This is a genomic window from Haloarcula hispanica ATCC 33960, assembly GCF_000223905.1.
Taxonomy (GTDB): domain Archaea; phylum Halobacteriota; class Halobacteria; order Halobacteriales; family Haloarculaceae; genus Haloarcula; species Haloarcula hispanica.
The window spans coordinates 778,753-804,575 of the sequence record NC_015948.1 but is presented as its reverse complement, the minus strand read 5'-3'; the positions used below and the strand labels follow the sequence as shown (position 1 = coordinate 804,575).

General features: G+C 64.6%; 22 protein-coding genes. 2 read left to right on the top strand and 20 right to left on the bottom strand.

The annotated features are described in order from the left end of the window. Window positions 1-59: 59 nt before the first annotated feature. On the top strand, window positions 60-1,034 hold the full coding sequence (locus HAH_RS04150; protein WP_014039780.1) for an LLM class flavin-dependent oxidoreductase: 975 nt from the start codon (window positions 60-62) through the stop codon (window positions 1,032-1,034). 4 nt (window positions 1,035-1,038) lie between these two features. Here the strand turns inward: HAH_RS04150 and HAH_RS04145 are convergent, their stop codons facing one another. The 9 genes from HAH_RS04145 to HAH_RS04110 all read right to left on the bottom strand — a co-directional run bounded on the left by HAH_RS04145 (window position 1,039) and on the right by HAH_RS04110 (window position 8,641). Beyond that, the gene (locus tag HAH_RS04145; protein WP_014039779.1) at window positions 1,039-1,770 is read right to left on the bottom strand and encodes a GNAT family N-acetyltransferase; all 732 of its coding nucleotides are present in this window, start codon (window positions 1,768-1,770) and stop codon (window positions 1,039-1,041) included. A gap of 68 nt (window positions 1,771-1,838) precedes the next feature. Beyond that, window positions 1,839-2,198 carry a hypothetical protein gene (locus tag HAH_RS04140; protein ID WP_044951721.1) on the bottom strand — a complete coding sequence of 120 codons (360 nt, stop codon included), beginning with the start codon at window positions 2,196-2,198 and terminating at the stop codon, window positions 1,839-1,841. Between the two features lie 11 nt (window positions 2,199-2,209). Next, on the bottom strand, window positions 2,210-3,871 hold the full coding sequence (locus tag HAH_RS04135; RefSeq protein ID WP_014039777.1) for an FAD-dependent monooxygenase: 1,662 nt from the start codon (window positions 3,869-3,871) through the stop codon (window positions 2,210-2,212). Next, window positions 3,864-5,528: an electron transfer flavoprotein subunit alpha/FixB family protein gene (locus HAH_RS04130; RefSeq protein ID WP_014039776.1), complete on the bottom strand. Its 1,665-nt coding sequence runs from the start codon at window positions 5,526-5,528 to the stop codon at window positions 3,864-3,866. The genes HAH_RS04135 and HAH_RS04130 overlap by 8 nt, the downstream gene beginning before the upstream one ends. Before the next feature lie 2 nt (window positions 5,529-5,530). After that, window positions 5,531-6,385, bottom strand: a complete 855-nt coding sequence (locus HAH_RS04125) for an electron transfer flavoprotein subunit beta/FixA family protein (protein ID WP_023843160.1) — start codon at window positions 6,383-6,385, stop codon at window positions 5,531-5,533. A 204-nt stretch (window positions 6,386-6,589) separates the two neighbouring features. Continuing rightward, window positions 6,590-6,919 (bottom strand): 4Fe-4S dicluster domain-containing protein, encoded by a 330-nt coding sequence (locus HAH_RS04120; protein ID WP_004593526.1) that lies wholly within the window; start codon window positions 6,917-6,919, stop codon window positions 6,590-6,592. Window positions 6,920-6,968: 49 nt separating this feature from the next. Then, window positions 6,969-7,925 (bottom strand): alpha/beta hydrolase, encoded by a 957-nt coding sequence (locus HAH_RS04115; protein ID WP_014039774.1) that lies wholly within the window; start codon window positions 7,923-7,925, stop codon window positions 6,969-6,971. Window positions 7,926-8,056: 131 nt separating this feature from the next. Continuing rightward, window positions 8,057-8,212, bottom strand: coding sequence for a hypothetical protein (locus HAH_RS19675; RefSeq protein ID WP_014039772.1), 156 nt, complete (start codon window positions 8,210-8,212; stop codon window positions 8,057-8,059). Between the two features lie 57 nt (window positions 8,213-8,269). Then, window positions 8,270-8,641: an Hsp20/alpha crystallin family protein gene (locus tag HAH_RS04110; RefSeq protein ID WP_023843159.1), complete on the bottom strand. Its 372-nt coding sequence runs from the start codon at window positions 8,639-8,641 to the stop codon at window positions 8,270-8,272. Between the two features lie 253 nt (window positions 8,642-8,894). On the opposite strand from HAH_RS04110, the gene HAH_RS04105 reads away from it, so the two are divergent. Next, on the top strand, window positions 8,895-11,336 hold the full coding sequence (locus tag HAH_RS04105; RefSeq protein ID WP_014039770.1) for a PAS domain S-box protein: 2,442 nt from the start codon (window positions 8,895-8,897) through the stop codon (window positions 11,334-11,336). An 8-nt stretch (window positions 11,337-11,344) separates the two neighbouring features. On the opposite strand, the gene HAH_RS04100 is transcribed toward HAH_RS04105, so the two are convergent. The 11 genes from HAH_RS04100 to HAH_RS04050 form a co-directional block, all read right to left on the bottom strand. After that, the gene (locus tag HAH_RS04100; RefSeq protein ID WP_014039769.1) at window positions 11,345-13,084 is read right to left on the bottom strand and encodes a glutamate--tRNA ligase; all 1,740 of its coding nucleotides are present in this window, start codon (window positions 13,082-13,084) and stop codon (window positions 11,345-11,347) included. Window positions 13,085-13,859: 775 nt separating this feature from the next. Continuing rightward, window positions 13,860-14,795 carry an ArsA family ATPase gene (locus HAH_RS04095; RefSeq protein ID WP_014039768.1) on the bottom strand — a complete coding sequence of 312 codons (936 nt, stop codon included), beginning with the start codon at window positions 14,793-14,795 and terminating at the stop codon, window positions 13,860-13,862. Between the two features lie 87 nt (window positions 14,796-14,882). Beyond that, window positions 14,883-15,923, bottom strand: a complete 1,041-nt coding sequence (gene idsA3 / locus HAH_RS04090; RefSeq protein WP_014039767.1) for a geranylfarnesyl diphosphate synthase — start codon at window positions 15,921-15,923, stop codon at window positions 14,883-14,885. Between the two features lie 4 nt (window positions 15,924-15,927). After that, window positions 15,928-17,274, bottom strand: a complete 1,347-nt coding sequence (locus HAH_RS04085) for a ribonuclease J (protein WP_014039766.1) — start codon at window positions 17,272-17,274, stop codon at window positions 15,928-15,930. Between the two features lie 264 nt (window positions 17,275-17,538). Then, on the bottom strand, window positions 17,539-19,023 hold the full coding sequence (locus HAH_RS04080; protein WP_014039765.1) for a hypothetical protein: 1,485 nt from the start codon (window positions 19,021-19,023) through the stop codon (window positions 17,539-17,541). A gap of 170 nt (window positions 19,024-19,193) precedes the next feature. Then, window positions 19,194-19,949 (bottom strand): isopentenyl phosphate kinase, encoded by a 756-nt coding sequence (locus HAH_RS04075; RefSeq protein ID WP_014039764.1) that lies wholly within the window; start codon window positions 19,947-19,949, stop codon window positions 19,194-19,196. Further along, window positions 19,946-20,929 (bottom strand): mevalonate kinase, encoded by a 984-nt coding sequence (gene mvk, locus HAH_RS04070; protein WP_014039763.1) that lies wholly within the window; start codon window positions 20,927-20,929, stop codon window positions 19,946-19,948. Before mvk ends, HAH_RS04075 begins: the two co-directional genes overlap by 4 nt. A 67-nt stretch (window positions 20,930-20,996) precedes the next feature. Further along, a complete protein-coding gene (locus tag HAH_RS04065) occupies window positions 20,997-23,177 on the bottom strand; it encodes a PAS domain S-box protein (RefSeq protein WP_014039762.1) in 2,181 nt (726 codons plus the stop codon). Window positions 23,178-23,546: 369 nt separating this feature from the next. Further along, window positions 23,547-24,884, bottom strand: coding sequence for a cytochrome P450 (locus HAH_RS04060; protein WP_014039761.1), 1,338 nt, complete (start codon window positions 24,882-24,884; stop codon window positions 23,547-23,549). Between the two features lie 70 nt (window positions 24,885-24,954). Further along, complete coding sequence (locus HAH_RS04055; RefSeq protein WP_014039760.1) at window positions 24,955-25,335, bottom strand: DUF5518 domain-containing protein; 381 nt, start codon at window positions 25,333-25,335, stop codon at window positions 24,955-24,957. Window positions 25,336-25,393: 58 nt separating this feature from the next. Then, a complete protein-coding gene (locus HAH_RS04050) occupies window positions 25,394-25,777 on the bottom strand; it encodes a DUF5518 domain-containing protein (protein ID WP_014039759.1) in 384 nt (127 codons plus the stop codon). Between the last annotated feature and the right edge of the window lie 46 nt (window positions 25,778-25,823).

Sequence of the window (25,823 nt, the reverse complement as noted above, 5' to 3'; positions counted from 1 at the left end):
AGAACAGCTTCGAGTTATCAACACGATTCTTTATTAGGGTTCCAGCGGTCGGTTACACCATGCATCTGGGAGTCGTCGTGCCACGCGTCGAGGACCACAGCACAATCGACCTGGCTGTCGAGGCCGAAAACTGGGGCTACGACTCGGTCTGGCTGAACGAACTGTGGGGTGCCAGCTCCGTCGTCGAACTCACAGACATTGCGACACGGACAGAGGACATCGAAATCGGCAGCGCGATACTCAACGTCTTTTCGCGGTCGCCGGCCGTGCTGGCGATGACAGCGACGACCCTCGACAGGGTCTCAGACGGGCGAGCGGTGCTGGGCCTGGGAACGAGTACAGCCCGGTCCATCGAGAACATGCACAGCATGGAGTTCGAGCGACCGGTCCGTCGCGCCCACGAAACCATCGACATCGTCAAACAGCTCATGACGAGCGACGAGCGGGTGACCCACGACGGCGAGGTTGCGTCGGTGAGGGGGGTTCCGCCGCTAGACCGCGACGTGCCGGTGTACCACGCCGCGCTCGGGCCGGCGAACAGGCGAGTCGTCGCCAGACTCGCCGACGGCTGGCTCCCACACATGATCCCGTTCTCCGAACTGGAGTCGGCGTTCGACTACATCGTGGAGACGGCACGCGATGCCGACCGCGACCCGAGCGAGATTACCGTCGCACCGTACGTGCCGGCGGTGGTCCACGAGGATTCCGAGCGGGCGACCGAGGAACTCCGTCAGCACATCGCCTACTACGTCGGCAGCGGCGAGGGGTATCGCCGGGCTGTCGCGGAGACGTATCCGGACCGGGCGGAGCGCATCGCCGACGCCTGGCAAGCGGGTGACCGCGGGGAGGCGACGGAGCTCGTCACTGACGAGATGACGGCTGACCTCGGCATCGCCGGGACGCCGGAACAGGCACAGGAGAAACGGGATAGAATTGCGGACAGGGCTGTCATCGACCGGCTTCTGCTAACTGTGCCACAGCAGGTCGACGGGGAGCTTGCTCGAACGGCGATTCGGGCGCTGGGGCGGACGTAGCGCGCTACAGGTCGATCTCCATCATCACCTCATCGGCGTACTCGTCGCCGAACTTGTAGTGGTCTTCACGGACGGCTTCGGTGTCCCAGCCGTGGCCTTCGAGGAACTCGATCGCGTCTTCGTTCGTCGATGGGACAGAGTTGTACAGCTTCTCGTAGCCGTTCGACGCCGCCCACTCGGTGCCCCGGGCGAGCAGCTGGGAGCCGATGCCGTGACCCCGATAGCGGTCAAGCACGCCCAGCGTTAGCTCTGCGGTGTGGCTGAGTTTCTCCACTTCAGGGTGTTTGAGGTGGACCCACCCGACAACGTCGTCGTCGATGCAGGCGACGAAGAAGATGCGCGACTCCAGTTCGTTGTGCCGGAGCAGCACGCCCTCGCTGTCCACCACGTCGGCGACGGTCTCCGCGTCGACGTACTCGCCGCCGCCGATAGCGGCTCGGATGGCCCCGACAAGGCCGGTCAGGTCCTCCTGACGGGCCTGCCGAATGGTGAACTCGATGTCGTCGGCCTCGAACTCCTCCTCGACGGTGTCGTTGTACGCGATGCGGAGTTCCCCGTCGATTTCTGCCAGCACGCCGTCCCGTTTGAGTATCGCGACGTGATGGCCGAACGGGCGCGGGTCCATCTGCAGCGACGTCCGTGCGGCTCGTGGCTCAACTGACCCGTGCGATTCGATGTACTCGTAGATGTCCCGTCGGTCCTCGTGGTCGAACTGCAGTGGCTCTGTTAACTCCATGGTATCTGCTACCACGAGACAGTACTTAATCCTTTATCAAAAACCATGTACTTCTCAGTAAACGGTCGCTACTGCTCCGGAACGCCGGTCAGAAGGACTGCCACGTCACGGGCGTTATGCGTGTCGACGAGCAGTTCTGCGGCCGCTCTGACGCTGTAGGTGCCGGCTAACTCCACGCCGTAGCAGGCGGCGTAGCAGTCCAGCCAGTCGTTCATCGTCCGTTCGAGCCGCTCAAACTCCGCTTCGGAGAACCGGACCCACGACCCGCCGGTCCGGGCCTCGCAGTACAGAGCCACCGTTGGACCGAACCCCTCACGCAACAGTTCCATCGCTCGCTCCTCGTCCGGCGGGTCGGGGTCCAGCGACTCGTGGACCTGCTCGGCCCGGCGGGAGAGCGCCCGAATCCGGTCGTCGTACTGGCCGCTCATCACCGAACAGGTCACCCCTGCTTGAACTCGACGCCCTTGCCGCCGGCGGGGTGTTCCCACTCGGTATCGGCGACGATGGCACAGGTGCCACACTCGACGCAGGGCTGGGTATCGAGGCTCACGAGGTGTTCCTTGGTCCCGTTGGTCTGGACCATCTCGTCGCGGTAACAGCCACCGCCGAAGTCCTCGGCGCTGACCGGGCAGGCCGTGACGGCGGTGCCGGACGCCTCGAACGACTTGTCGACCAGTTCGATGTGGGGGTCGCCCACGTCGTAGGTCAGGTCGCCGATACGGTCGGCCAGGTCCGGCGGCGAGACGGTGTTCTCGTCGGTCACGGGCTCGCCCAGTTCCTCGGCGATAATCGTCGGGAGCGTCACGTAGGGCAGTTTCGTGTCTGGGATCATCGACACCATGCGCGGCGACGAGTAGGCCCGTTCGAGCAGTCCGCCTGCCGCGCGGACCCCGAACCGGCCGACGGCGGACTCGGCGATAGCGTTCGAGAGGTCGTCGACGGGGCCGAGTTCGCCGAGCTGTCCGAACACCTTGTATCCGGTTGGCCGGAGCTTGTCCATCACGCCCTCGTCGTGGAGTTTCTTTTCGTACAGTTTGCCGGCCTGAGACGTGTCCCCGCGTGCCCTCGCGTCGGCGAACGCCTCGGCGGCCAGCGCTCCGGCGGTGACCGCGTGGTTCATCCCCTTGATGATGGGGCCCTGAGCCTGCATCTGACCGGCGGCGTCGCCGACCAGCACGAGGCGGTCCTTGTGCGGGGAGGGATGGGCCGCCTTCTTCGAGTCCGGAACCAGTTTCGCACTGTACTCGCGCTCGTCGTACTCGTCGCCGAGCCACTGGGCCATGAGCGGATGCGTGAGCAGGCTGTCGAGCAGTTCGTGGGGCTCCGCCCGTTCCTCAGCGATAGAATCGAGGTGGAACACGGTGCCGATAGACAGCGAGGACTCATTGGTGTAGAGGAAGCCGCCACCACGGACGCCGTCGAACAGGTCGCCCGAGAACAGGTGGGCCGCGCCGTCGTCGGGAGCCACGTCGAACCGGTCGTTGATGACCTCGGGCTCCATGTCGACGACCGCCTTCACGCCCTGGAACCACTCCTCGGGCTCTTCCCAGTCCATCAGCCCGGCGTCCCGGGCGAGTTCGGAGTTGACGCCGTCGGCCGCCACCACGAGGTCGGCTTTGATTGGGTCTAGTTCCTCGGTCGTCACGCCGACGATTTCGCCCCGCTCGCGGAGCAGGCCGGTGACGTGGACCTCGGTCAGCAGGCCGCCGCCGGTCTCGCGGGTGCGCTCGTGGACCTGCTGGGCGAGCCACGAGTCCATCTTCCGGCGGAGCACGGCGTCGGCCCACGCCGTGTCGTGGTGGTGCAGGTCGCCGATGTCGAAGGATTTCACCTTGTCGCCGGCGATGTTGTGGATGAGGTTCTCCGTCACCGGCCGCTCCGTCGCTTCCTCGCGGAAGTCCGGGAACAGCCCGTCGATGGTGTAGGGGGCCGACTCCTCGGCGTAGATGAGCCCGCCCGAGACGTTCTTCGAGCCGGCGTCGACGCCGCGTTCGAGCACCAGCGTCTCCACGCCGTTCCGCGCGAGGGTCGCCGCCGCGGCCGCTCCGCCCGGTCCGCAACCGACGACGACCGCCTCGTACTCCTCGTAGGCGTCAGTCATCGCTGGCCTCCATCATCGCACCGAGTTCACCGGCTTCGACGGCCTCGGTCAACCGCGGGAGCACCTCGAACAGGTCGCCCTCGATGAGGTAGTCCGAGAAGTCCCGGATGTCGGCATCCGGATCGGTGTTGACGGCGATGATTGTATCGGACTCGTCACAGCCCACCTTGTGCTGGATCGCGCCGGAGATGCCCGCCGCGATGTACACGTCGGGTTCGACTTCCTGTCCGGATTCGCCGATCTGGCGCTCTTCCGTAACGTACTGCTCGACGTGACCGTCGAAGGAGTACGACGAGGTGATGACGCCCCGCGAGAGCCCCAGGTCGGCGTCCTCGAAGGCGTCCACGAGGTCCAGCGCCTGCTCGATGCCCCGCGTCGGGTCGTCGCCGATGCCCCGGCCGACGGCGACGACGACGTCGTTGCCGGTGAGGTCGACGCCGCCGGAGAGGCGGTCGTACTCCTCGACCTCGACTGTGAACCACTCCTCGTCGAGGTCCATCTCGTAGTCGACGACCTCGCCGTCGCGTTCGTACTCTGGGTCGGGCATCTCGAAGCTCCCCGGAATCACCGACGCCCCTTGCGGGTGGAAGTCCCGGTTGGGCTTGTCGATACAGAGAATCGTCGAGTACTCGAACCCGGAGAAGTCCGGGCGCTTCATGTGCAACACCCGTTCGAACTCCTTCTTGTCACCGGCGGTGCCGACTTTCGCGGGGTTGGAGATCATCGCGCTCTCGATGTACAGCCCCGAGCAGTCCGACGCCAGCCCGGAGTCCAGTTCGCCCTGGACGAGCGCGGAGAGGTCCCGGCCGTTGTTCGTCGCCGGGAAGACGGTGTAGCGCGGCTCGTGGTAGTCCTTCCACGCCACCTCTTCGCGGCCCTCCGCAGCCAGTTCTCCACCGGACCGGGCCATGTCACAGAAGATTTCGGTGTATGGCTGGTGACGGAACCGTTCTAGACGGGGGTCCTCGTGGTAGACGACGAGGTCCGCGCCGTAGGCGATGACGTCCTCGACGTGGTCGCTCGCGTCGGACCCGATGAGCACGGCGACCACGCGCTCGTCCTCATCGTAGTCCTCGTTGTAGGTGTCCATCAGTTCCCGGGCCTTCCCGAGCATCTCCTTCGAGACGTCGACGAGTTCGCCGGCCTGGGTCTCGCAGTACACCCACATGTCGCGGTACTCTGCCCCGACGGTCCCTTCGACCCACTGTTTGTCGTTGGTCGGGTGGTCGAGTTCGGGATACTTCTCCTCCGGCGGAACGTACTCGACTTCCGCCGTCTCCTCACCTTCGGTTTCCTCGGTCCCCTCGACGGACTCGATGCGGCTCTCTATCTGGGACTTCGCCGTCTTGCGGTCCTGGCCCGCTTTCTCGCGTTCGAGCAGGTCTCTGAGCACGTCGCCGTCGTCGACCTCTCGAACCATGTTCGCCACGTCGGCGACAGTGAGAGCAGAGAGGTCGACGCTCTCCGGATCGAGTTCGCCGTCGTCTTCTGATTCGACCTTGTCGATGCGGTCCTCGATGAGCGTCTTGACCGGGACTCGATCCTCGCCGTCTTCCTCCAGCGCCAGCATCGCCCGCAGTTCGTCCGCGTCGTCGACGTCCTTGATTTTCGGGCCTAGCTCGGCGATCTCGTGTTCCGTGGGGTCGATGTCAGGCATGGTCAGTCACCTACCGCGTACGGCGTAAGTTCGTCCAGTATCGGCTCCAGCGCCTCGCTGTCGTCGGCTTCAATAATCGTCGCCTCACGCTCGGAGGGAGCCTTCGGAATCGGGTCGACGCCGGAGACGATGGTCGGGGACCCGTCGAGACCGATGTAGTCCGGGTCGAGATTGAGGTCCTCGTGGTCCCAGACCGTGAGATAGTCCTCGTACTCTTCGGCCCGCTTCTGGGTCTCCTCGCGGAGGTCCTTGTGGTTCAGCCGGTGGCTCGCCTTCCGGTAGGTCGGTTCGAACTCGGGGTCAGCGACGATGAAACACGGCATCGGCGCTTCGACCGTCTCGATCTCGGAGATGTCGCCATCGACCAGCCGCTTGGCCCGGACGGTACCGGCGTCCTCGTCGATGTCGAGCGAGACGACGTGGGTAATCATCGGCCAGTCCAGACACCAGCAGGTCTGTGGGCCGGTGTGACCCGTCTCGCCGTCAGCAGTTTTGAACCCGGCAAACACCAGGTCGGGCTGCTCCGCTAGTTTCTGCAGGCCGGTGGCGACGGTCATCGCCGTGGCCCAGGTGTCCGCGGCCCCCATCTCGCGGTCCGAGAGGAGGTACAGGTCGTCAGCGTACACGTCCCGCATCCCCTCCTGTAAGACCTCTTTGTATCCCGGCGGCCCCATGCTCATCAGCGAGACGTGCCCCCCGTTGCGGACTTTCGTCTGGAACGCCGCCCGAAGCGCGTGCTTGTCGTTGGGGTTCATCACCGTCGGTGTCTTCCCGCGTTCGAGATGGCCATCCTCGTCGAACGATACCTGTCCCTCGCGGAAGTCCGGAACGCCTTTCGTCATAACGACTGTGTGCATGGTATCACGACCCTCGTGAGTGTATCTCACACAAGAATCTATAATAAATGTATGTTTACAAATCTGTATGACAGGTAGGCGTATCTGTCTCAGGGGTTGTAGAATCCAGGTAACACGCTGTATGACGACAGCCTGACAGCTATGGGGCGTTTATATTTAGGGTGTGGAATGCTGTAATCCCGCGGAAACAGGGGGTCCGATAGCTCAGATGCGACCGGCGCGGCCCGGGTCCACGTCGATGGCATCGACCGGACACACGTCGACACAGAGCATGCAGTCGATGCACTGCTCCTCGTGGGCGGGGTCGGCCTTGATTTCGCTCTCCGGATGATCCGGCGTGTCGACCCACTCGAATACGTCGACAGGGCAATCCTCCAGACACGCGCCGTCGGCGATGCAGATATCGAAGTCGACGGCGACGTGTGTCCCGTGGATACCCAGTTCCTCGGGTTCGTCGACCGGCCCCCAAACGTCGTGTCCGTCGTGCTGTTCGACAACGTCGCGGTTCTCCTCGAACTCCGGATCTATGGCCATTGGTATCTTATCTCACTTTTGGGAGCTACTTAACTTTTCGACCTGACCGTCAGAATCCGGGGCCGTCGCGGCGATCCGGGCCCCGAGTGTCCCCCGGTCCGAGATCATCGATACGGTCGGCCGGTCCCGGCAGGTTGCCGCCGGGCAAGCCGGTTCTCTCGCCTGCACCGGCCGCGTCACCGGTATCCGGACCGCCGACTCCGACCCGCCGGATGAACTCGACGGTCCGTTCGTACACGTCATCGTAGTTCGCCCCGTGGAAGGGGAAGCCGTGATCCGACGGCACCGTCTCGTGGACGACATCGGTCATCGGCCCGAGCGCGTCGGCCAGTAGCTCGGACTGGGCTGGCGGGACGACGTCGTCGTTGGTCCCGTGGAGCAACAGCGTCGGCGGGGCGTCGGTGTTCACCTGCCCGACCGGCGAGGCGAGGTCGTAGGCCGCGGGTTCGTCGTCGGGTCCGCCGGTGAGATACGCGCGGTGGGGCGCGTCGGCTTCGTCGTCAGCGGCGTTATCGAGTGCGTGGAAGTCGTAGATGCCGGCGTAGCCGACGACAGCCGACAGTCCCGAGGACGCGCCGGGGTACAGCTCGGGTTCAAAACCGGGTTCATCCGCCGTCAGAGCTGCCAAGACAACGAGATTCGCGCCCGCCGAGTGGCCAACGCCGACGATGTGGTCAGTGTCCGCGCCGTAGCTCTCGCCCTCCGTTCTGGCCCACTCGATAGCGGCTTTCACGTCGACCAACGCCGCCGGGAACGTCCACTCCGGCGCGAGGCGGTACTGGGGCTCAATGACGAGGAAGCCGTCCGCCGCGAGGTCGAGTGCGTGCCGTGCGAACTCGCCCTTGTCGCCGGACCTGAACGCGCCACCGCGGACAAGCACGGCAACCGGTTTCGGGCCGCTGGCCGCTGGCGAGTCGTACAGGTCAAGCGTCAGCGTCACGCCGTCCATCTCGTGGAACGGGATATCCCGCTGGACGGTTACCGACTCGGGAGCGGTATCTGTCACGGGCTACAGTCGGGCCGTCGCGGACATAAGCCCGACGCTATTCGCTCTCGACGCCGTGGTCGAGCGAGGCGTCGGCATCGCGGGCGTCCAACGACGCCTCAGCACCGACCAGTGCCACCACAGTCGCTGGATCACACGGTCGCGATAGCCGACTGGTCACTGCTGCGTTCCTGCAGGCGAACGAAGTCACCGCTGCTGAACTCGCTGTCCGCCGGAGCCTGCCGGTCGATGACTGCCATCCCACTCCCCGGCTCTCTGTTCTTGAGTGGCCTGACAGTCAGTTGCATCGTTCTGAACGAAGCGAAAAAGCTCGGTTCTCGGGCGGTACGCCTGTGGCCCGACGGTCAGCCTTCGACCTCGATCTGCTTGCCGCGGGCCGTCGCGCCTACCTCGACGGGCAGGCGCACCTTGAGGATACCGTTGGTGTAGTTCGCGGCGATACCCTCGTCGTCGACCCGCTTCGGGAACCGGAAGCGTCGGTGGTACGTCCGACGCTCGCCGCGCTGTTCGTCCTCACGTTCGGCGGCGATGTTCAACATGCCGTCGTCCCAGGAGACGTCGATGTCCTCGACGTCAAAGCCCGGGAGCTCGACGTTGAGGACGAACTCGTCGTCCTCTTCATATAGTTCGTAGTCGTCGCTACCGGTTTCGAGTAGGCGGGACGGGAGGTCAAGACCGCGCATCCAGGAACTCGGTGTGGTTGTTGGCAGTGCCATTGGCCATCACCTCGTGACCATTTGACACTAGTGTTGCAGTTCGTAAAAAGTCTTACTAACCATGGTATATGACAACAAACAGTAATTCAGCTCATCGAGAGTTTAAAATAACCACTGCAAGTAGCCCCAGTCGAGTTAGAAGGCATGATTCGGGTAATGAGGAGACCGACTACAGGCAAGCGTATTTTTTTTTACTAATAATACCCATCTATCGATAAGATGAAGTGGGAATAGGAGTATCGTTACTGGAACGATGTACGGCCGCTTCGTGACGGCCCTGTGGGTCCTGACGGGCCTTTCCGCGGTGTTTTCACTGCTCGCGTGGCGCAAGCGGGAGGACCCTGGCGGGACGCCGATGGTGGTGTTTCACCTCGCTCTGTCAGTCGGTGCTGCCAGCTACGCCGTCGACATCACCGCGACGACGCTGTCGACCCAGTTGCTCGCCCGACAGGTCGCGACCATCGCGCAGGGTGCAGTCGCCATCTCCTGGCTGCACGCCGCGTTGCAGTACGCCGACTTCGACCGGGCGGTGACGCGCCGGGCCGTCGGGCTACTGTCGCTTGATCTACTGATGCTGATGGCCGTGTTCGTCTTTCCGGGCGTATCGCTGTTCGACCTCCCGCCCAGCGGCTCCGTGGGGTCGCTGGTGGTGACGCCCGGGACCGGCCTCACAGCGGTGTTCGTCGCCCACATGGCGACGATTCTGATTGCGGCGCTCGCCGGGACAATCGTTCTCGTTCAGTTGTTCGTCCGCTCGCGACACCTGTACCGAACACAGGCCGCTGCCGTCCTCGTCGCGGCGCTGGCTCCCTGGACCATTGCGCTGACCCAGCAGTACTTCCTACAGATACCCGAAGACGCCACGATTTTCGCCTGGGGGGTCTCCGGGATAGCGATGACGACCGGGCTCTACACGTTCAAGACACTCGACCCGGTGCCAGCCGCCCAGGAGACCATCGTCGAGCAGATGGGCGATGGAACGCTCGTTCTGGACGTCGACGGTTGTATCAGCCACGCGAACCCAGCGGCCGAGACCCTCCTCGCTGGCCCCGAGGAAACGCTCGTGGGCCAGCAAGTAGACGCCGTCATCCCGACCTGGGACAAAGTCACGGTCGACGACGACGGACAGTCAGACTGGTCGGAACTCGCGCTCTCCGTGGACGGCCAGCAGCGGTTCGTCGAACTAGAAGTGTCACCGTTTACCGACCGGTTCGATGGACTCGTTGGCCGGCTCGTCGTCCTCCGGGATGTCACGGAGCGGAAACAGCGCGAACAGCGGCTGGCGCAGTACAAGACGATTTTCGAGGGCGTCAGCGAACCCGTCTACGTCCTCGACGAGCACGACCGGTTCGTCACGTACAACGACCCGTTCGCCGAACTGGTCGGTACCGTCGAGGACAGTCTCGTCGGCGAACGCTTCGAGACGGTGCTGGGACAGATGGAAACCGAACCGATGGACGACGAGCCGGGAGAGTTCCTGATCCGGACCGCGTCCGGCGAACAGGTCCCCTGTGAAGTCGATGCGGCGGACATCGAACTGGCCAGCGGTGAGTCCGGCCGAGTCGGCATCGTCCGTGACATCTCACAGCGAAAGGAAATCGAGTCCGAACTCGCAGTGACGACCGAGCGTCTGGAGACGCTCGTCGAGGCTGCCCCGCTTGCGATTATTGCGACGGACACCGACGGGGTCGTCGAAGTCTGGAACCCCGCCGCGACAGAGCTGTTCGGCTGGTCTGCCGACGAGGTTCTGGGCGAAACAGTCCCCGTCATCCCGGCCGAGAACCGACGGCAGACCGCCGAACTTCACGCGCAGGTACTCGAGGGCGAGCGTCTGGCGGGCCACGAAACGGAACTCCAGCGAAAAGACGGGAGCCGTGTCGACGTGAGTCTTGCCGCCGCCCCGATTCGCGGCCTCAGTGGTTCTGTGGTCGGTAGCGTCTCCGTCATCACGGACATCACCGACCAGAAGCGGCGGGAGCGACAACTCCAACTCCAGAACGAGCGGCTGGACGAGTTCGCCAGCCTCGTCAGCCACGACCTCCGGAACCCCTTGCAGGTCGCCAGCGGCCATCTGGAACTGGCGTCACAGGACGCTTCGGCGGACGTACGCGAGTCGATAACGGCCGCAACGGACGCCCTCAATCGGATGGAGACGCTCATCGACCACACCCTGACGCTGGCCCGCGAGGGGCGTGACATCGGCGACCCCGAACCGGTGTCGCTCCGAGACACGTTCGCTCGAGCGTGGGACGCCGCGCCAACGAGCGCGGCCGAGCGCCGGATTCGGGACCCGCCGGAGCGCGTACTGGCCGACCCCGACCGTCTCGTCGAACTGTTCCAGAACCTCGTACGAAACGCTGTGGAACACGGCAGAGACGGTGCTACTCCCGAATCCGGGCCAGCGGCCGACGGGGCAGGGGCGGTCACCATAACGCTCGGAGCCACGCCGGACGGCTTCTACGTCGCCGACGACGGCCCGGGGATTCCGCCGGACCAGCGCGACGCCGTTCTCGAATCGGGCTACAGTACGAACGATGACGGCACCGGGTTCGGCCTGTCGATAGTCGAGACGATTGCCGAGGCCCACGGCTGGGAACTGAAAATTACCGACAGCGAGGACGGCGGCGCCCAGTTCGAGTTCAGCGGCGTCGAGATCGAGACACAGGGCGAAGAACCGACCGCAGAGTCGTCGTGACGGCGGCCTCAGGGATGGGTGAAGTACGCGACGGACTCCGTGTCCGGGTCGTCCGCGACCTCGTCGAGGCGGGCGAAGCCGATGCGTTCGAACTGAACCACCTCGTCGGCGTCGTAGTGGCGCAGTCCCGGTTCGGCCACGCCTGACACGTCGCCGTCCATCGTCCGGAGGCGGACCTGTGGCCCATCAGCCGGTGCCCAGTGAATCACGTCGACGCCCTCCTCGCGGACGGCGTCGATGTCGTCGCCGGTGTACTCGAAAGCGTCGCGGGTGTGGCGGACACAGCCGTACCCCTTGAGCCAGATGCGAGCGCCGTGGTCCGGCAGGTCGTCGCCCTCGACCACGACGCCACTGGTCACTGGAATCTCACGGCGGCCACGCTCCTCGAAGTCCGGATGCAGGGGCGGTTCGCCGGCGTCCGGACCGCCGACGACCTGGCGCTCGACGAGGCCGCCATGGTCGTCGCTGTCCCGGACGAAGAACGCCCGGTCCGAGTCGTCGTCGATGAGGTCGCGGTTGTTCGAGTAGATCGACGACATCGCCAGATCGACGTTGGAGGTGGACGTGCCCAGTTGAATCATCGCGTCGACGACGGCCTCGCCGCGGATGCCGCGCCGTTCGAGGCTGGCGACGGTCGGCGCGCGGGGGTCGTCCCAGCCCGCGAGTTCGCCGTCCGCGATGAGTTCGGCGATGCTCGACGTGGACAGCGGCACGTCGTACTCGTCGACCTGGACGTGGCCCCAGTGGATGACCTCGGGGTACTCCCAGTCGAAGTAGTCGTAGACGAACTGCTGGCGTTTCGCGGAATCCTGCAGGTCGATGCCGCGGATGATGTGCGTGACGCCAAGCAGGTGGTCGTCCAGCCCGCTCTGGAAGTCCAGCATCGGCCAGCAGCGGTACTCCTCGGCCGCCGCACGCGGGTGTGGGGTGTCGACCATCCGGAAGGCGACGAAGTCCCGCAGCGCGGGGTTCTTGTGCGTGATGTCGGTCCGGACCCGCAGCACCATCTCGCCGCTGTCGTACTCGCCGTCGACCATCGCCTCGAACTCCGAGCGCGTGGTCTCGGCGTCCTTCTCGCGGTGCGGGCAGGCTTCGCCGCTGTTTTTCAGATCGGAGAACTCACCCTGCGGGCACGAGCAGGTGTAGGCCCCGCCTCTGTCGATGAGTTCGCGGGCGTACTCATAGTACGTCTCGACCCGGTCACTGGCGTTGACTACGTCGTCGGGCTCAAAGCCCAGATAGTCAATGGCGTCCAGAATCGCGTCATAGGCGTCCAGATCCGGCCGCTTGGTCTCGGGGTCGGTGTCGTCGAAGCGGCAGATGAACTCCCCGTCGTAGCGCTCCTTGTACGTCCCCACGACGGCGGCCATCCGCGCGTGGCCGATGTGCCACGGGCCGTTGGGGTTCGGTGCGACCCGCATCCGGACGGTATCGTACTCGTCGGCGTTGGGCAGGTCCGGCAGCGGGTGGTCCTCGCCCTCGTCCTCGCTCTCCAGTTCTTCGAGTTTGTCCGGCGCTAACTCCGCCAGCCGCTCACGGCGTTCCTCGGCATCCATGCCGTTGACCCGCTCGACGACCGGGGCGATAACGCCCGGAATCTCGTCGCCGTACTCGCGGAACTCCGGGTTCTCGCCCATGAGTGGCCCCATGATCGCCCCGACCTGTGCCTCGCTGTCGTGTTTGACCGCGTTGAGGAGCGCGTTCGTCTCCGCCGCCTCCGTGATTCGGTCTCGCAGCTCGTCGTCCATTACCGGGACCTGCGACTGGGAGGGTCAAAACGCCGTCGGGTTCGGCTAGCTATTGGGGCAGGGTGTCAGCAAACGGTTCACATAGCTCCTTGGTCTGCAACGATTCGCTTCATTCAGTACAGGGTGCAGACACACTGATTAGTACAGCGAGCACCGTCAACAGCCCATACTTGTGGAGACAGTCCGAGAACCAACTGTTCCGTTGCTATCGATACGGACTTCTGCAAACCGGGAATTACAGTCGAAATGGTCAGTTGTTACTGGGTACGTTCCAGTCGTCTGTGTTGATTCGTCCGTCACTGTGAGGAGGTACCCTGGAGACGGGATTTCCAACCAAAGTGTCCCGTTCGGTGGGAGTGTTTCTGTCCGGGTTACGACTGAGGAATCACTGTCATTGTGTATTATCTCGACGGATACGGTTCGATTCATCGGGCTAGCATTCCAAACCTGAATCGGCAAGCCATTCCCAGTTTCACCGACCTGGATGATGACAGAGGGTTCGGCTTTTGTTCCTTGGTATGGGGCTGGAACAGATGGATCAAGCGTCGGCTTGTCAGTCGTCGTTACATCGGGCGGGCCGCTGTGGGCAGAGAGGGTGGGAAACAGGAGTAGTGAAGCTACGATACCGACAGTGATGATGAGAAACACCGCAAGAAACGGACGAATATTCATCACGCAAGCAACTCATCTATGGCGGTATGTGTTTTCCGGTTGTTAAGTTTGCAGACGAATCGTGTATTCTACGCACGACGGGTCACCCGCAAACGGAGAGTGGTCACTCCACAGCACTTAACGAGCCCGCGACCCGTTCCAGCGCGCTAAGACCAGTCACCTCGCCGGACTGGTCGGGAATCGTCCACACGTCAAGGTCGGGCAGCGACTCCCGGAGTTGTGCTATCGCCTCCTCCTGCACCGCCTGTTTGCCCTGACAGCGCTGGCAGTCGCCGGCGTCCTCGATGACCTTGTTCACGACCAGCGTCGTCACCGGCACCTCGAACTCCCGGAGCTTCCCGACCAAGCGCTCCGTCTCGCGGACGGCCATCGTCTCCGGAATCGTGACGACCCGGAACGCCGTCTGTTCGGGGTCCCGCAGGACCATCCCGACCCGCTCCATCCGCTCGCGCATCGCGGTGAAGTCGTCCGGGCCGTCGTCGCGCCGGTTCGCCATCGGGCCGAACATCATGGTCCGGGCGGTGTTGACCTTCCGGCGGACCTGATCCCGGAGGTCCATCGCCGTCGCGACGCCGCGGTCCATCACGGACGGGAGGTCGAGCAGGCGGAGCGTGTGGCCGGTCGGCGCAGTGTCGAACACCACGCGGTCCCAGCGGTCGCTCTCGATGTACGTCGCCATGCCCTCGATGGCCGCCAGTTCGTCGCTGCCGGGCATCACGCCGGTCGTGAACAGGTCGGCGATTTCGTCCTCGTCCATCCGAATGCCGGCGTCAGCAAACTCCGACGCCAGCGCCTCGAACAGCGACCGGTAGCGGTCGATACCGGTCTGTGGGTCGATCTCGACACCCCATAGCCCCGACTTGATTTCCGTCGGGTCGCCGCCGACGTCGGTTTCGACGGCGTCGGCCAGCGAGTGTGCGGGGTCGGTGGAGACGACCAGTGTCTCGTGGCCCGCTGTTGCCAGCCGGTGACCGGTCGCCGCCGCAACTGTGGTCTTGCCCACGCCGCCCTTGCCGCCGTAGAGGAGGAACCGAGTCACACGACTGCCTAGGGGCTGACCGGTCTTAGTTGCTGACCAGCACTGTTCAGGGTCGAAGGACGCGGGAAAAACGGACTGTCGGAGCGCTCAGTAGTCGCGCTCGACGAGGTAGTTCGCGATGCCTTCGAGCAGATACCGGGACTCGTTGTCCGGCAGGACTTCGAGGTTCTGCTTGCCGCTCGCGATGAGGTCCTGCCCGGTCTGGCGGGCGTACTCGATTGACCCTACCTCTCGCAGACGCTCGACGGCGTCGTCGATTTCGGCTTCCGAAACGGCCTCGACAGAGTCCGTGTCGACGAGGTCGCCCACGTCGACGCCCTGCTGGCGAGCGTGCAGCGTCACCAGCGTCTGCTTGTTCTCGACGAGGTCGGACCCGCGCTGCTTGCCGAGTTTCTCAGAGGGCGTCGTCAGGTCCAGCAGGTCGTCCTGAATCTGGAACGCACGCCCCACGTCGAGCCCATAGTTGTACAGGGCGTCGACGGTCTCCGCGTCGGCCCCGAGCAGCGTGGCCGGGATCGAGGCGGCCGCGCCGTACAGCACGGCCGTCTTGAGTTCGACCATCTCCAGGTACTCCTCGGGCGTGACGACGTCGCGTTGCTCGAACTCGATGTCGAGGGACTGGCCCTCGCAGATGCGGGTACACGTCGTCGCGAGTCGCTTGTTCGCCTCGACGGTCCGCTCGGGGGCCGCGCCCGTATCGAGCAGGAACTCGAACGCCTTCGAGTACAGCGTGTCGCCGGCGAGAATCGCCGTCGAGAGGTCGTACTCCTTGTGGACGGCGGGCACCCCGCGTCGGAGCGCGTCGTCGTCCATGATGTCGTCGTGGATAAGCGTGAACGTCTGGATGACCTCGATAGCGAGGGCGGCCGACATCATATCGGCCTGCCCGCCCTCGAGCGTCGGGAAGTCACGGTAGTCTGCCGTCAGCGGGTCGACGTCGAGCAGCGACTCCGCGACCAGCAGCAGGACCGTCGGGCGGAGCCGTTTCCCGCCCGCGTCCAGCAGGTAACGCGACGCCTCGTAGAGGTGGTCCGGCTTCTGCACCGGAAGGTCCTCGGGGAGGGCGTCGTTGACCCGGTCTCGTCGGGCGACAATCGCGTCTTCGACCTGCTGATGGCGTTCGGACATCGATTTACTCGGTGAGCTGGATCATGTTGCCGTTGCGGGTGATGTGGAGGTCCCGCCCGGCTTTGTAGCCCATGTTTTCCGCGAGGTCGACGTACGGTGCGAACCCTTCGAGGCTCTGGTGGGCCGGAATGACGTTCTTCGGCTGGAGCGCGTCGAGCATCTCGTAGTGGCCCTCCTCGCGGAGGTGGCCCGAAACGTGGATGTCGTCGTAGATGCGCGCGCCCTGCATGCCCAGGAGCTTCTCGGACTGGTAGCGCTGGCCCTCGTTGGTCGGCTCCGGAATGACCCGGGCCGAGAAGATGACTTTGTCGCCGTCGTCTAGCTCGTATGGCGTCTCGCCGCGGCCCATACGGGTGAGCATCGCGCGGGGCTCGCCCTGATGGCCGGTGACGATGGGGAGGAAGTTCTCCTTGCCTTCGTTCATGATCCGCTTGAACGTCCGGTCGACGGATTTCCGGTGGCCGTACATGCCCAGGTCCTCCGGGAAGTCGACGAAGTCGAGTCGTTCGGCGGTGCCGGAGTACTTCTCCATCGAGCGACCGAGCAGCACCGGCTGGCGGCCGATGTCGTCAGCGAACTCGACGAGGCTCTTGACACGAGCGATGTGTGAGGAGAACGTCGTGGCGACGATGCCGCCGTCGTAGTCGGCGACGCTGTCCATCACGTCTTTGAGGTGGCGACGCGCGACGGATTCGGAGGGCGTGCGGCCCTTCTTGCCCGCGTTCGTACAGTCCTCGATATAACAGAGGACACCCTCGCCCTCGCGGCCGATCTCGCGGAACCGCTTCATGTCGATGGGGTCGCCGATGACCGGCGTGTGGTCCATCCGCTTGTCGAGCCCGTAGACGACTGCGCCTTCCGGCGTGTGAAGCACGGGGTTGATGGCGTCGATGATGGAGTGTGTGACGTTGACGAACTCCAGTTCGTTGCGCTCGCCGATGGACATCGTCTCGCCGGCGTCCATCTTGACGAGGTCGTTCTGGACGCCGAACTTCTCCTCGCTCTTGATCTGCTGTTTGACGAGTTCGATGGTGAACGGCGTCGCGACGATGGGTGCGTCGTAGCGGTGGGCGAGCTTGGAAATCGCGCCGATGTGGTCGAGGTGACCGTGTGTCGGCACGATAGCCTTCACGTCGCCTTCCAGGTCGGACATGACCCGGTCGTCCGGGATGGCACCCATGTCGATGAGGTCCAGCGAGTGCATCCGTTCCGTCTCGACGTTGTCGTGAATCAGTACCTTCGAGAGGTTCAGGCCCATGTCGAAGATGACGACGTCGTCCCCTGCACGGACGGCCGTCATCTGTCGGCCTACAGCCTCGTAACCGCCAATTGTCGCAATTTCGACTTCCATAGTTGTAGCTCCGAGTGGAAAGCCGGCCGCGGGCATCCGGTGGGGCACGGCAACGACGGTATCTGCAATGTAGGCGACTTCGTCCGCGTCGGCGCTCCAGGCCAGTCGGGTACGCCCGTAGCCTGGGCAACCGCAGTGAGAGGGACTTCCGTCCCGCAACTTACATCCGCCGTCTGCCGGCCGCCGAACCGCGGTCCGCGGGCGGCCGTGCGCTCGGTTACTCCGGACTACAACGGCGCTTCTTAAAACGGTGTGGGTTCGTCGCTACTCGTCGTCTAAGGGGTCCGAGAGCGGGTCGTCGTCACTGGAGACGTCGAAACCAGTGACACCGTCGTCCGCGAGCGTTGCGTCCTCGTCGTCAGTCGCGTCCGCGTCCTGAGACTCCGCCTCGCTCTGCACGCTCTCGTCATCCTCGGCCTCGGGTGAGTCATCGTCAGCACCACCGAACAGGTCGTCCGTCGTCCGCGGGCCACTGGACGTGTCTGGCCTACCGGATTCGTCAAGTAGTCGGGTGTCCTCGGTTACGGCGTCGTGCTGGTCCGCCTCGGCGGCATCTGGTGAGCCGACAGCAGTGGGTTCGGTGTCGGCTTCAGGTTCGGTTTCCCAGTCGTCGGCTGGTGCTGGTTCGTCCGCTCCCCAGTCGTCAGCCGCAGCGGGTTCCTCGCTCTGCGTGTCGAACTCCGCGGGGTCCGGCGGAGTCCACTCCTGTGGTTCCGTGCTCGATTCTGGTTCCTCGGCGGCGTCCTCAGCGAGCAGGTCGCGGTCCGACTGCTCGCTGGCTTCGGACTGGGGTTCCATCGTTTCCGGCTCACCGGCGAGATTCGTCGGGGATGGCTCCGCAGTAGTGTCGTCCACTGCTTCGGATTCCGGTCCAGCAACGTTTTCCGCCGGCTGTTGGTTCGATAGCTGTTCGTTCTGGGCCGTCTCCACTGCGTCTCCGTCCGTCGCCGCGGCCATCGTGTCGTCGGTCGACGGTGGTTCTGAAGTGTCGTCGGTGTCCAGAAGGTCCTTGTCTGTCACTGGGACATCGCCTGCCACCGGGTCATCAGCTGTCGCCGGGTCAGCATCCGCCAGCGGATCTTCGTCGGCTGCCGTCGCCGGTGCGTCATCAGTCCCGGCCGCCGAAGCGTCGGACGTAGCGGACGCCACTGTCCCGTCGGATGGGTCGGAGGGTTCCTGTGCGGACGCATGGATCTCCGAGTCTCCGGACGAGTCCGCGTCCGGCTCGGAGTCAGCGACCGGCTCCGATACCTCGGGTTCGGCCGTTGCCGGCTCGACAGCCGCTGAGTCGGCGGCCGGTTCCGTCTCCTGAGAAACCGCCGGTTCAGTCCCGACCGGCTCCGGCGTCGGTTCTTCCGATTCCGTGGCCGATTCGGTCGCCGCTGCGGCGCTATCATCGGCAGTTTCAGTTGCTGCCTGGTCGCTCGCTGGAGGACTGGCGGCTGCCACATCGCTCGCACCACGCTGTGCTGTCTGGGCCGCGAGCGTGCCCGCCATCGTCGCGTCGGCGATGAGCTTGTGGCTCAGGCCGAGCAGGCCGGAGAGCAACAGGAGCCCACCGAGCGCACCGACAACGACGCCGAGTACCGCGCGATAGCCTTGCGTCCCCGAGAACGAGTCGAGAGAGCCGTTCTGTATCAGCACGTACCCTGCAGCGATGAGGCCGCCACCGACGCCGGCGACGACAAGCAATGTCCCGAGAAACCTCGTTCCGTATCGATAGACGTCGGTCAGACCTACTGCAGACATAGTCGCATAATTGATAACAGAGGACAAATATGTTACGACAGCCGAAGAAGTGATATTTAAGCTACCAGTCTGCCAGACCTGGGCAGAGATACCCTGCATCAGCCAGCCTGGGCACACTATGGACTAAATCGCTTTCTGGGACGGGCCAGTCGACGACAGTAGTAGCAGTCTCACCAGTCGTCGTCATCACCAGCGATAGTCGTTCCCGGGCTCTCACCGGCGAGAAACGCGGGGAGTGCGTCGGGCCCGAACACGACGGCGGGGGCCGAGAGGGCGAGCAGCGCACGGACCTTGCCGGCCATCCCACCCGACACGTCCGTCGCGTCGCTCCCGCCCAGTGCCGATGCGACGGCCTCGAATGTCTCGATGCGGTCGATGACGGTCCCGTCTTCGTCGAGGACGCCGGGAACAGTCGAGCAGACGCCGACGCGGTCCGCGTCGACGGCGGGCGCGAGTTCGACGACCAGTTCGTCGCCGCTCAGAACCGTCGCGCCCGCACCGGCGTGTGCGACGAGGTCGCCGTGGAGGACCGGGACAAACCCCTCGTCGAGCAGCGTCGTGACCTGCGCCGTCGGCAGCGAAAGGTCACTGTCGGCGTCGCGTGTGGCCGCCGAGAACGGGTGGATCGGGACAGCCGGAACTCCCTGCCCAGTGAGTTCATCGACGACAGCGGCGTTGAGCCGACACATCGCGCCGTGGATGGCCTGTACGCCGTCCACGTCGTGGGTCCCCGCGGTCGTGCTGACACCGTAATCGGCGGCGTGGTGGTGGCCGAAGCTCCCGCCGCCGTGAACGACGACGATATCCTCCCCGACTGCCGATTCGGCGATAGCCGACGCCGCCGCCGACAGAGCGGCCGTATCGACCGTCTCGGGTTCGTCTTTCTCCGTGATGACACTCCCACCGAGTTTGAGGACGGCCGTCATTCCTGCCGGACCCCGTCGGTGTCCAGTTCGGCCCGGAAGACGTCCTCACACCCCGGCGTGTACTTCAGCGCCGTGAGCGCGTCGTCCGTCTCGTCCAGCGCGACGATACAGCCACCGCCACCGGCTCCGGTGAGTTTCGCGCCATGTGCGTCGGCGTCGCGGGCCGCCCACACCATCGAGTCCAGCGACCGCGAGGAGACGCCCAGCGCCGAGAGCAGTCCGTGGTTGAAGTCCATCAGTTCCCCGAGCCGCTCGTAATCGCCCGTTTCCAGCACCGCTTCGCCCTCGCGGACGATATCGCCGATTGCCGCGACGGTGTCGGCAGCGAAGTCGTATTCATCGCGGAGGGTCCGGACGCCGGCGACCAGTGCGCCGGTGTCGCCGGCCCCGCCGTCGTAGCCGATGACGAAGGGGAGGGTGTCGATGCCGTCCAGCCGCCGGCAGTCGTTGCCCTCCACGCGGACCGCCCCGCCCATCGCCGAGCAGAACGTGTCCGCCCGCGAGGCCTGCCCGTCCTGTACCTCGTGTTCGACCTGATAGGCGCGGTCGGCGATTTCGCTCGCCGGCAGTTCGACGCCGAGTTCCCGGGTCGCCGCGTCTATCGCCGCGACGACGAGCGCGGCAGACGACCCCAGCCCCGCCCCGAGCGGGATGTCGCCCTCGACAGATATCTCGAAGCCCGCTTCCGGCGCGTCGGCCGCGTCACGGGCCTGTGCCACTGCCTCGTTGACGTACCCCATGCCGGCTTCGACGAGCGATTCGGCGACGTCCACGTCCGGATGGCTCTCCCCGTCGCCGGTGTACTCGACGGTAAAGCCGTCCAGTTGCAAGTCGTTCGCGTGGATTCGCAACCCCTCGTCGATCTCGGTTGCCGTCACATGCACTCGCCGCTCGATGGCGCAGGGCACCGCCGGCTCACCGTAGACGACCGCGTGCTCCCCGAACAGGTACACCTTCCCGGGAGCGCTCGACGTGACCATACCCGCTCGTGTGCACCCAGGGCGTTAGGCGTTTTCGGAGTCGATGGTCAGGACGACCCTCGGGATACTACTCAGAGACAGTGTCGACGTCGGTGAACTCAAACCGGGCTCCGCCGTCGCTGCCGCTGCCGACGCGGACCGCCCAGCTGTGGGCGTCAGCGACCTGTTTCACGATGCTCAGGCCGAAGCCGGTCCCTTCGACCGCCGTCGAGTAGCCGGCATCGAACACGTCCCCGCGGTCGGCCACAGGGATACCGGGACCGTCGTCCGCGACGTAGAAGCCGTCGGCCAGTTCGCCCACGGTCACAGTCACGCCGTCACCGCCGTGCTCAACCGCGTTGCGGACGAGATTCTCGAACAGTTGTCTGAGGCGGCTCTCGTCGGCGCGGATGGGCCGGTCTATGTCAGTGCGGAGCGTCGCGGCTTTCGTGTCGACGTTTTGCCAGCACGTCTGGACGAACGGTTCGAGGTCAACTACGACGGGCGACGCGGGTGACGTACCGTCGCGTGCGAGCGTGAGCAGGTCGTCGATGAGCGTATCCATTCGCTGGTGTGCGCCGTCGATAGCGTCGATGTGCTCGCTATCGGACTCCTCACGCAATAGTTCGAGGCGTCCGCGGGCGACAGTCAACGGGTTCCGGAGGTCGTGACTGACGACGCTGGCGAACTGTTCGAGCTGTTCGTTTTGCTGTTCGAGTTCCTGCTCGCGCTCCTTGCGCTCCGTGAGATCACGGCTGATCGCCAGGAACCGGTCCTCGCCGTCGAGGCTGAGTCGGAGCAGATGTACTTCGACCGGCATCGTCGACCCGTCGCGGCGTTCGTACAGGCCCTCGAACTTGCGGCGCTCGTTGACACTGAACCCCGAAAGCTGTGTCTGCACGTCCTCGGCGTCGAACGTCAGGTCGAACTCCCAGATCGACCGCCCGAGCACCTCGCTCTCGTCGTACCCCAGTTCCGCACAGAACCGCTGGTTCACGTCGCGGATCGTCCCATCGGCGTCGAGCACGTCGATCATGTCCGGTGAGTTCTCGAAGAGGGCTTCCAGCCGCGACGACGTTTCCTCTAACCGTTTCTCGCGTCGTTTCCGCTCCGTGATGTCCTGCTGGAACCCGACATAGTTGACGACTGCCCCGTCGTCATCGCGAACCGGCGCGATCCGAACCCTGTTCCAGAACTCGGTCCCGTTCTTCCGGTAGTTCCTGAGTTCGACCGTCACCCGCTCCTCTGCGTCAATCGCGTCCCGCATTGTAGCGACGGACTCCGGATCGGTGTTCTCGCCCTGTAGCATTCGGCAGTTCTTCCCGAGTAACTCCGGAAGCGAATAGCCAGTCAGGTCGCGGTAGTGGTCGTTGGCGTAGATCAGCGGATTGTCCGTCTGGCCAGGGTCGGTGATAACGACACCGACCGGGGCCTCGTCTATCGCGCGTTTGTTCCGGAGTAGCTTCTGTTCGCGCTCTTTCCGGTCGGTGACGTCCCGAGCGACGCCGACGATGCCGTCGATAACACCATCGACGACCAGCGGCGTTAGCTGGTACGCGACCACCGCGTGTCCGTGGCCGGGGAACTCCGCTTCGATTTCGCCGCTAAGCTGCTCCCGCGTTCCGTCGAGCAGTTCCTGGTAGCGGTCTCTCTCACCCTCGGTTCGAATACGCGGAACGAGTCTACTGGTCTGTCCTTCGAGCGCAGCGCGCGTCGTGTCGTACCACTCTGCTATGGTCTCGTTGACGATTTCGAACCGCCCCTCCGCATCGTAAATACAGGCTGCCTCCTGCATGGAGTTGACCATCCGCTCGTAGCTCCGGAGCGCTCGGTTCCGCTCGGTGGTCGCCTGCTGTGAGCGGTGATGCTCGACGGCGTCAAAGATTCGGTTCGTCAACTCCACATGCTGTTCGGTGCCCGGCTCTTTCCTGAGGTAGTCCGTGACACCGGCCGAAATCGCCTCGCTGGCGACCGCCTCGCTCCCCCGGGCAGTGTAGATAATAAACGGGAGGGCCGGATGCTCGTCACGGACCGTTTCCAGAAGCTCGACACCGTTCCGTTCGGGCAGGTCGTAGTCGGAGACGAGACAGTCTACGGTATCGTCAGCCAGCCTCGCCACAGCCTCGGGAGCAGTGCGCACCGTTTCGACCGTGAAACGGCCGTTCTCGCGTTCGAGCGCCGTCGACAGCGTTTCGGCGTCGTCCGAATCGGTGCCGACGTAGAGGACCTGAACCCTGTCGTCCCCGTTGACAGCGGTCTCAGACGTCATTCGGTATCCCGTTCGAGTCTGGCCATTGCGCCGGGATAGATATCGTTCCCTGCTCAAGAGCAGTCGGAGTGATATGGCTCTGGGAACTGTCTCGGGACAGGTCCGGTCGCAGGACAACTGCAAACGGCGCGGGACGAGTGCCGCCAGTGGTGTTCTGCAGCAGTGTCATGATGGTCGAGTAGTCGGCTGTGAACGGGGACCTCCCACAGTGACCGTGGCTGAAATCGGTCATCGGGAGACGTTCAGGTCCGCTGTTCTTGTACGCTTACACGGGGCTCTGCAGTAAATAGCTGATGACCAAGTCCCAGTCACGTCGAACCCGCACTGTGAGGCGACGACGACACCGGAGGGGTCACATCGGAGTCCGCGCTACCGTTCCTGCACGCGCATCGACATTTCCTGCCGAGGATGGGCGGTCAGCGACGGCAACAACTCCAGAGGCGTCTCCCCCTGAAACTCCAGTCGGTACTGGCTAGCCGTCGTCGCGGTGATGAGTTGCGCTTCGAGCATGGCGAGATGCTTCCCGATACAGTGGCGCGGGCCACCACCGAACGGGAAGTAGGCGAACCGCGGGCGCTCGCCCGCTCGTTCGGGCTTCCAGCGCTCCGGGTCGAACGTCTCTGGGTCGTCGTAGAACCGCTCGGAGCGGTGGACGCCCCACTGAGGGACCATCAGCGTCGTCCCCGGCTCGACCTCGTAGCCCGACAGCGTCACGTCCTCGGTCGGCTCCCGGAATATGGTGTACACCGGTGGGTAGAGCCGCATCGCTTCCTGAATCACCCATTCGAGGTAGTCCAGTTCGCGGACGTGCTCCATCCCCGGCCGGTCGTCGCCGATGACGTCGTCGAGTTCCTCGTGGACCCGCTGTTCGACTTCGGGGTGTTCCGACAGCAGGAACCAGGTGTAGGTCAGCGTCAGCGCCGTCGTGTCGTGACCGGCAAGCAGCATGGTCATCATCTCGTCGCGCAGTTGCTCGGGCGACTGGTTCCCCTCGTCGCGTGCACGCAAGAGCACCGACAGGAAATCCATCGGGCCGTCCTCAGCCGTCCCAAGCGATTCTTCACGGACCGCGATGATGTCGTCCAGCACCTCGTCCAGCGTCCGCACGGCGCGGTCGAACTCGGCGTCGTCGGGCATCGGCATCCACTGCGGCATGGCGAACCGGATAGGGTCCGGCTCGAACCGCTGGCCAAGCGGCAACAGTTGTTCCTCGATGGTCCGGACTCGCTGCTCGGAAAGCTCGACGCCCATCATCAGGTCCAGAATTACGTCCAGCGTGACCCGGGTCATCGACTGCTCGGCGTCGATGACGTCGCCGTGGGACCAGTCGGCGATCCGGTCCTCCGCGTGGTCGGTGATGCGGTCGGCCATCCCCGACAACCGAGCCATCGAGAACGCGGGGTTGGCGAGCTTTCGCTGCTGCTCCCACGTCTCCCCTTCGCTCAACAGCAGTCCGTCACCTAGCAGGTCCCCCAGCGCGTCGCCCTGGAAGTCGGGCTTGCGGAACTGGTCGGCCTCCGAGACCAGTACGCGCTCGATTGCCGTCGGATCACACAGCATGACCGTATCCATCGGCCCCATGTCGAAGCGGGCGACATCGCCGTATGCTCGCTCCAGCGCCGAGATGAACCGGAACGGGTCCCGAGCGTACGTGCGGCTACTGCCGAACAGCGGTTCGCCCTTCGGTCCGGGCGGCGTCTTTGACATCGGCTGACGTTAGTGTCGGACACGCTTGAATGGCATGCCAAATGTCGGGCAGCGGGCGGTTCACGTGCATTCAGAGCCAGCGGTTGGCGTCTAGGTCCCAGTCGGTGTGTGCCGATATCCAGACGCCGCCGAGACCACCGAGAGCGCTGAGACCGACCGTGTATAGCAGAAAGAACGTGAACACGAGCGCCAGAAACAAGTCGTACCCCGGTGCGCCGGGCGGAATCCCGAACCCGAGGAGGCCGGCGATGTACAGCGCTGGGAGAAAGAGGGCAAGCAAGGGAACCATCGCGCAGACGCCGGCCAGCGTTCCCAGCCAGAGCCCCGTCCGGTAGCTGCCGCCGTGGTTCGCCGCGGCCACGGCACCCCCAGCCACCGACGAAAAGGGAACGAACGACAGCGCAACCGTGACGAGCGCCCCGATACCGGCGTTGGTCACCGACTCACGCATATGCGTTCTCGGTAGTGGCGTCCCCCGTGATGTAGTTACCGACAGCGCGGCTGGCCAGTCAGTCGCCGATGGTCGTGTCGTGCTTGACGTAGTTACCCAGCCAGCCGCCGAGCGCGCTCAAGCCGAGGAAATACGCGGCCGTCATGACTGTTCCGAGGACGAGCACGAGCAGTCCCACCGCGCCGAACACGCCCAGTGCTTCGGGCACAAATGCCAGAAATGCGGCCAGAAAGACGAACACGACCACGAAGAAGACCAGCGATATCGCCAGCCCGACGGCGCCGGACAGCAATCCGACACGGACGCCGTCGTCTCGCTCGCCGCCTTCGAGATAGCCGGCGATGCCACCACCGAGTAGCGGCGCAAGCGGGACGAATCCACTCAGCAGAGCGGTTGCGACGGCACCGATAATCGCGTTAACGAGTGTGTCTCCCTCTGCCATTTGCCAGCCCTACTCCGGGGCTTGTGGTAGGTCTTGTGTTGGCGAT

Excerpts from the sequence above, each read along its gene's own strand:
- HAH_RS04065 (WP_014039762.1), bottom strand. The coding sequence starts at position 23,177 with ATGACGTCTGAGACCGCTGTCAACGGGGACGACAGGGTTCAGGTCCTC.
- HAH_RS04125 (WP_023843160.1), bottom strand. The coding sequence starts at position 6,385 with ATGCACACAGTCGTTATGACGAAAGGCGTTCCGGACTTCCGCGAGGGA.
- mvk (WP_014039763.1), bottom strand. The coding sequence starts at position 20,929 with ATGGTCACGTCGAGCGCTCCCGGGAAGGTGTACCTGTTCGGGGAGCAC.
- HAH_RS04140 (WP_044951721.1), bottom strand. The coding sequence starts at position 2,198 with ATGAGCGGCCAGTACGACGACCGGATTCGGGCGCTCTCCCGCCGGGCC.
- HAH_RS04060 (WP_014039761.1), bottom strand. The coding sequence starts at position 24,884 with ATGTCAAAGACGCCGCCCGGACCGAAGGGCGAACCGCTGTTCGGCAGT.
- HAH_RS04130 (WP_014039776.1), bottom strand. The coding sequence starts at position 5,528 with ATGCCTGACATCGACCCCACGGAACACGAGATCGCCGAGCTAGGCCCG.
- HAH_RS04100 (WP_014039769.1), bottom strand. The coding sequence starts at position 13,084 with ATGGACGACGAGCTGCGAGACCGAATCACGGAGGCGGCGGAGACGAAC.
- HAH_RS04085 (WP_014039766.1), bottom strand. The coding sequence starts at position 17,274 with ATGGAAGTCGAAATTGCGACAATTGGCGGTTACGAGGCTGTAGGCCGA.
- HAH_RS04150 (WP_014039780.1), top strand. The coding sequence starts at position 60 with ATGCATCTGGGAGTCGTCGTGCCACGCGTCGAGGACCACAGCACAATC.
- HAH_RS04120 (WP_004593526.1), bottom strand. The coding sequence starts at position 6,919 with ATGGCCATAGATCCGGAGTTCGAGGAGAACCGCGACGTTGTCGAACAG.
- HAH_RS04075 (WP_014039764.1), bottom strand. The coding sequence starts at position 19,949 with ATGACGGCCGTCCTCAAACTCGGTGGGAGTGTCATCACGGAGAAAGAC.
- HAH_RS04105 (WP_014039770.1), top strand. The coding sequence starts at position 8,895 with ATGTACGGCCGCTTCGTGACGGCCCTGTGGGTCCTGACGGGCCTTTCC.
- HAH_RS04055 (WP_014039760.1), bottom strand. The coding sequence starts at position 25,335 with ATGCGTGAGTCGGTGACCAACGCCGGTATCGGGGCGCTCGTCACGGTT.
- HAH_RS04135 (WP_014039777.1), bottom strand. The coding sequence starts at position 3,871 with ATGACTGACGCCTACGAGGAGTACGAGGCGGTCGTCGTCGGTTGCGGA.
- HAH_RS04145 (WP_014039779.1), bottom strand. The coding sequence starts at position 1,770 with ATGGAGTTAACAGAGCCACTGCAGTTCGACCACGAGGACCGACGGGAC.
- HAH_RS04080 (WP_014039765.1), bottom strand. The coding sequence starts at position 19,023 with ATGTCTGCAGTAGGTCTGACCGACGTCTATCGATACGGAACGAGGTTT.
- idsA3 (WP_014039767.1), bottom strand. The coding sequence starts at position 15,923 with ATGTCCGAACGCCATCAGCAGGTCGAAGACGCGATTGTCGCCCGACGA.
- HAH_RS19675 (WP_014039772.1), bottom strand. The coding sequence starts at position 8,212 with ATGCAACTGACTGTCAGGCCACTCAAGAACAGAGAGCCGGGGAGTGGG.
- HAH_RS04050 (WP_014039759.1), bottom strand. The coding sequence starts at position 25,777 with ATGGCAGAGGGAGACACACTCGTTAACGCGATTATCGGTGCCGTCGCA.
- HAH_RS04110 (WP_023843159.1), bottom strand. The coding sequence starts at position 8,641 with ATGGCACTGCCAACAACCACACCGAGTTCCTGGATGCGCGGTCTTGAC.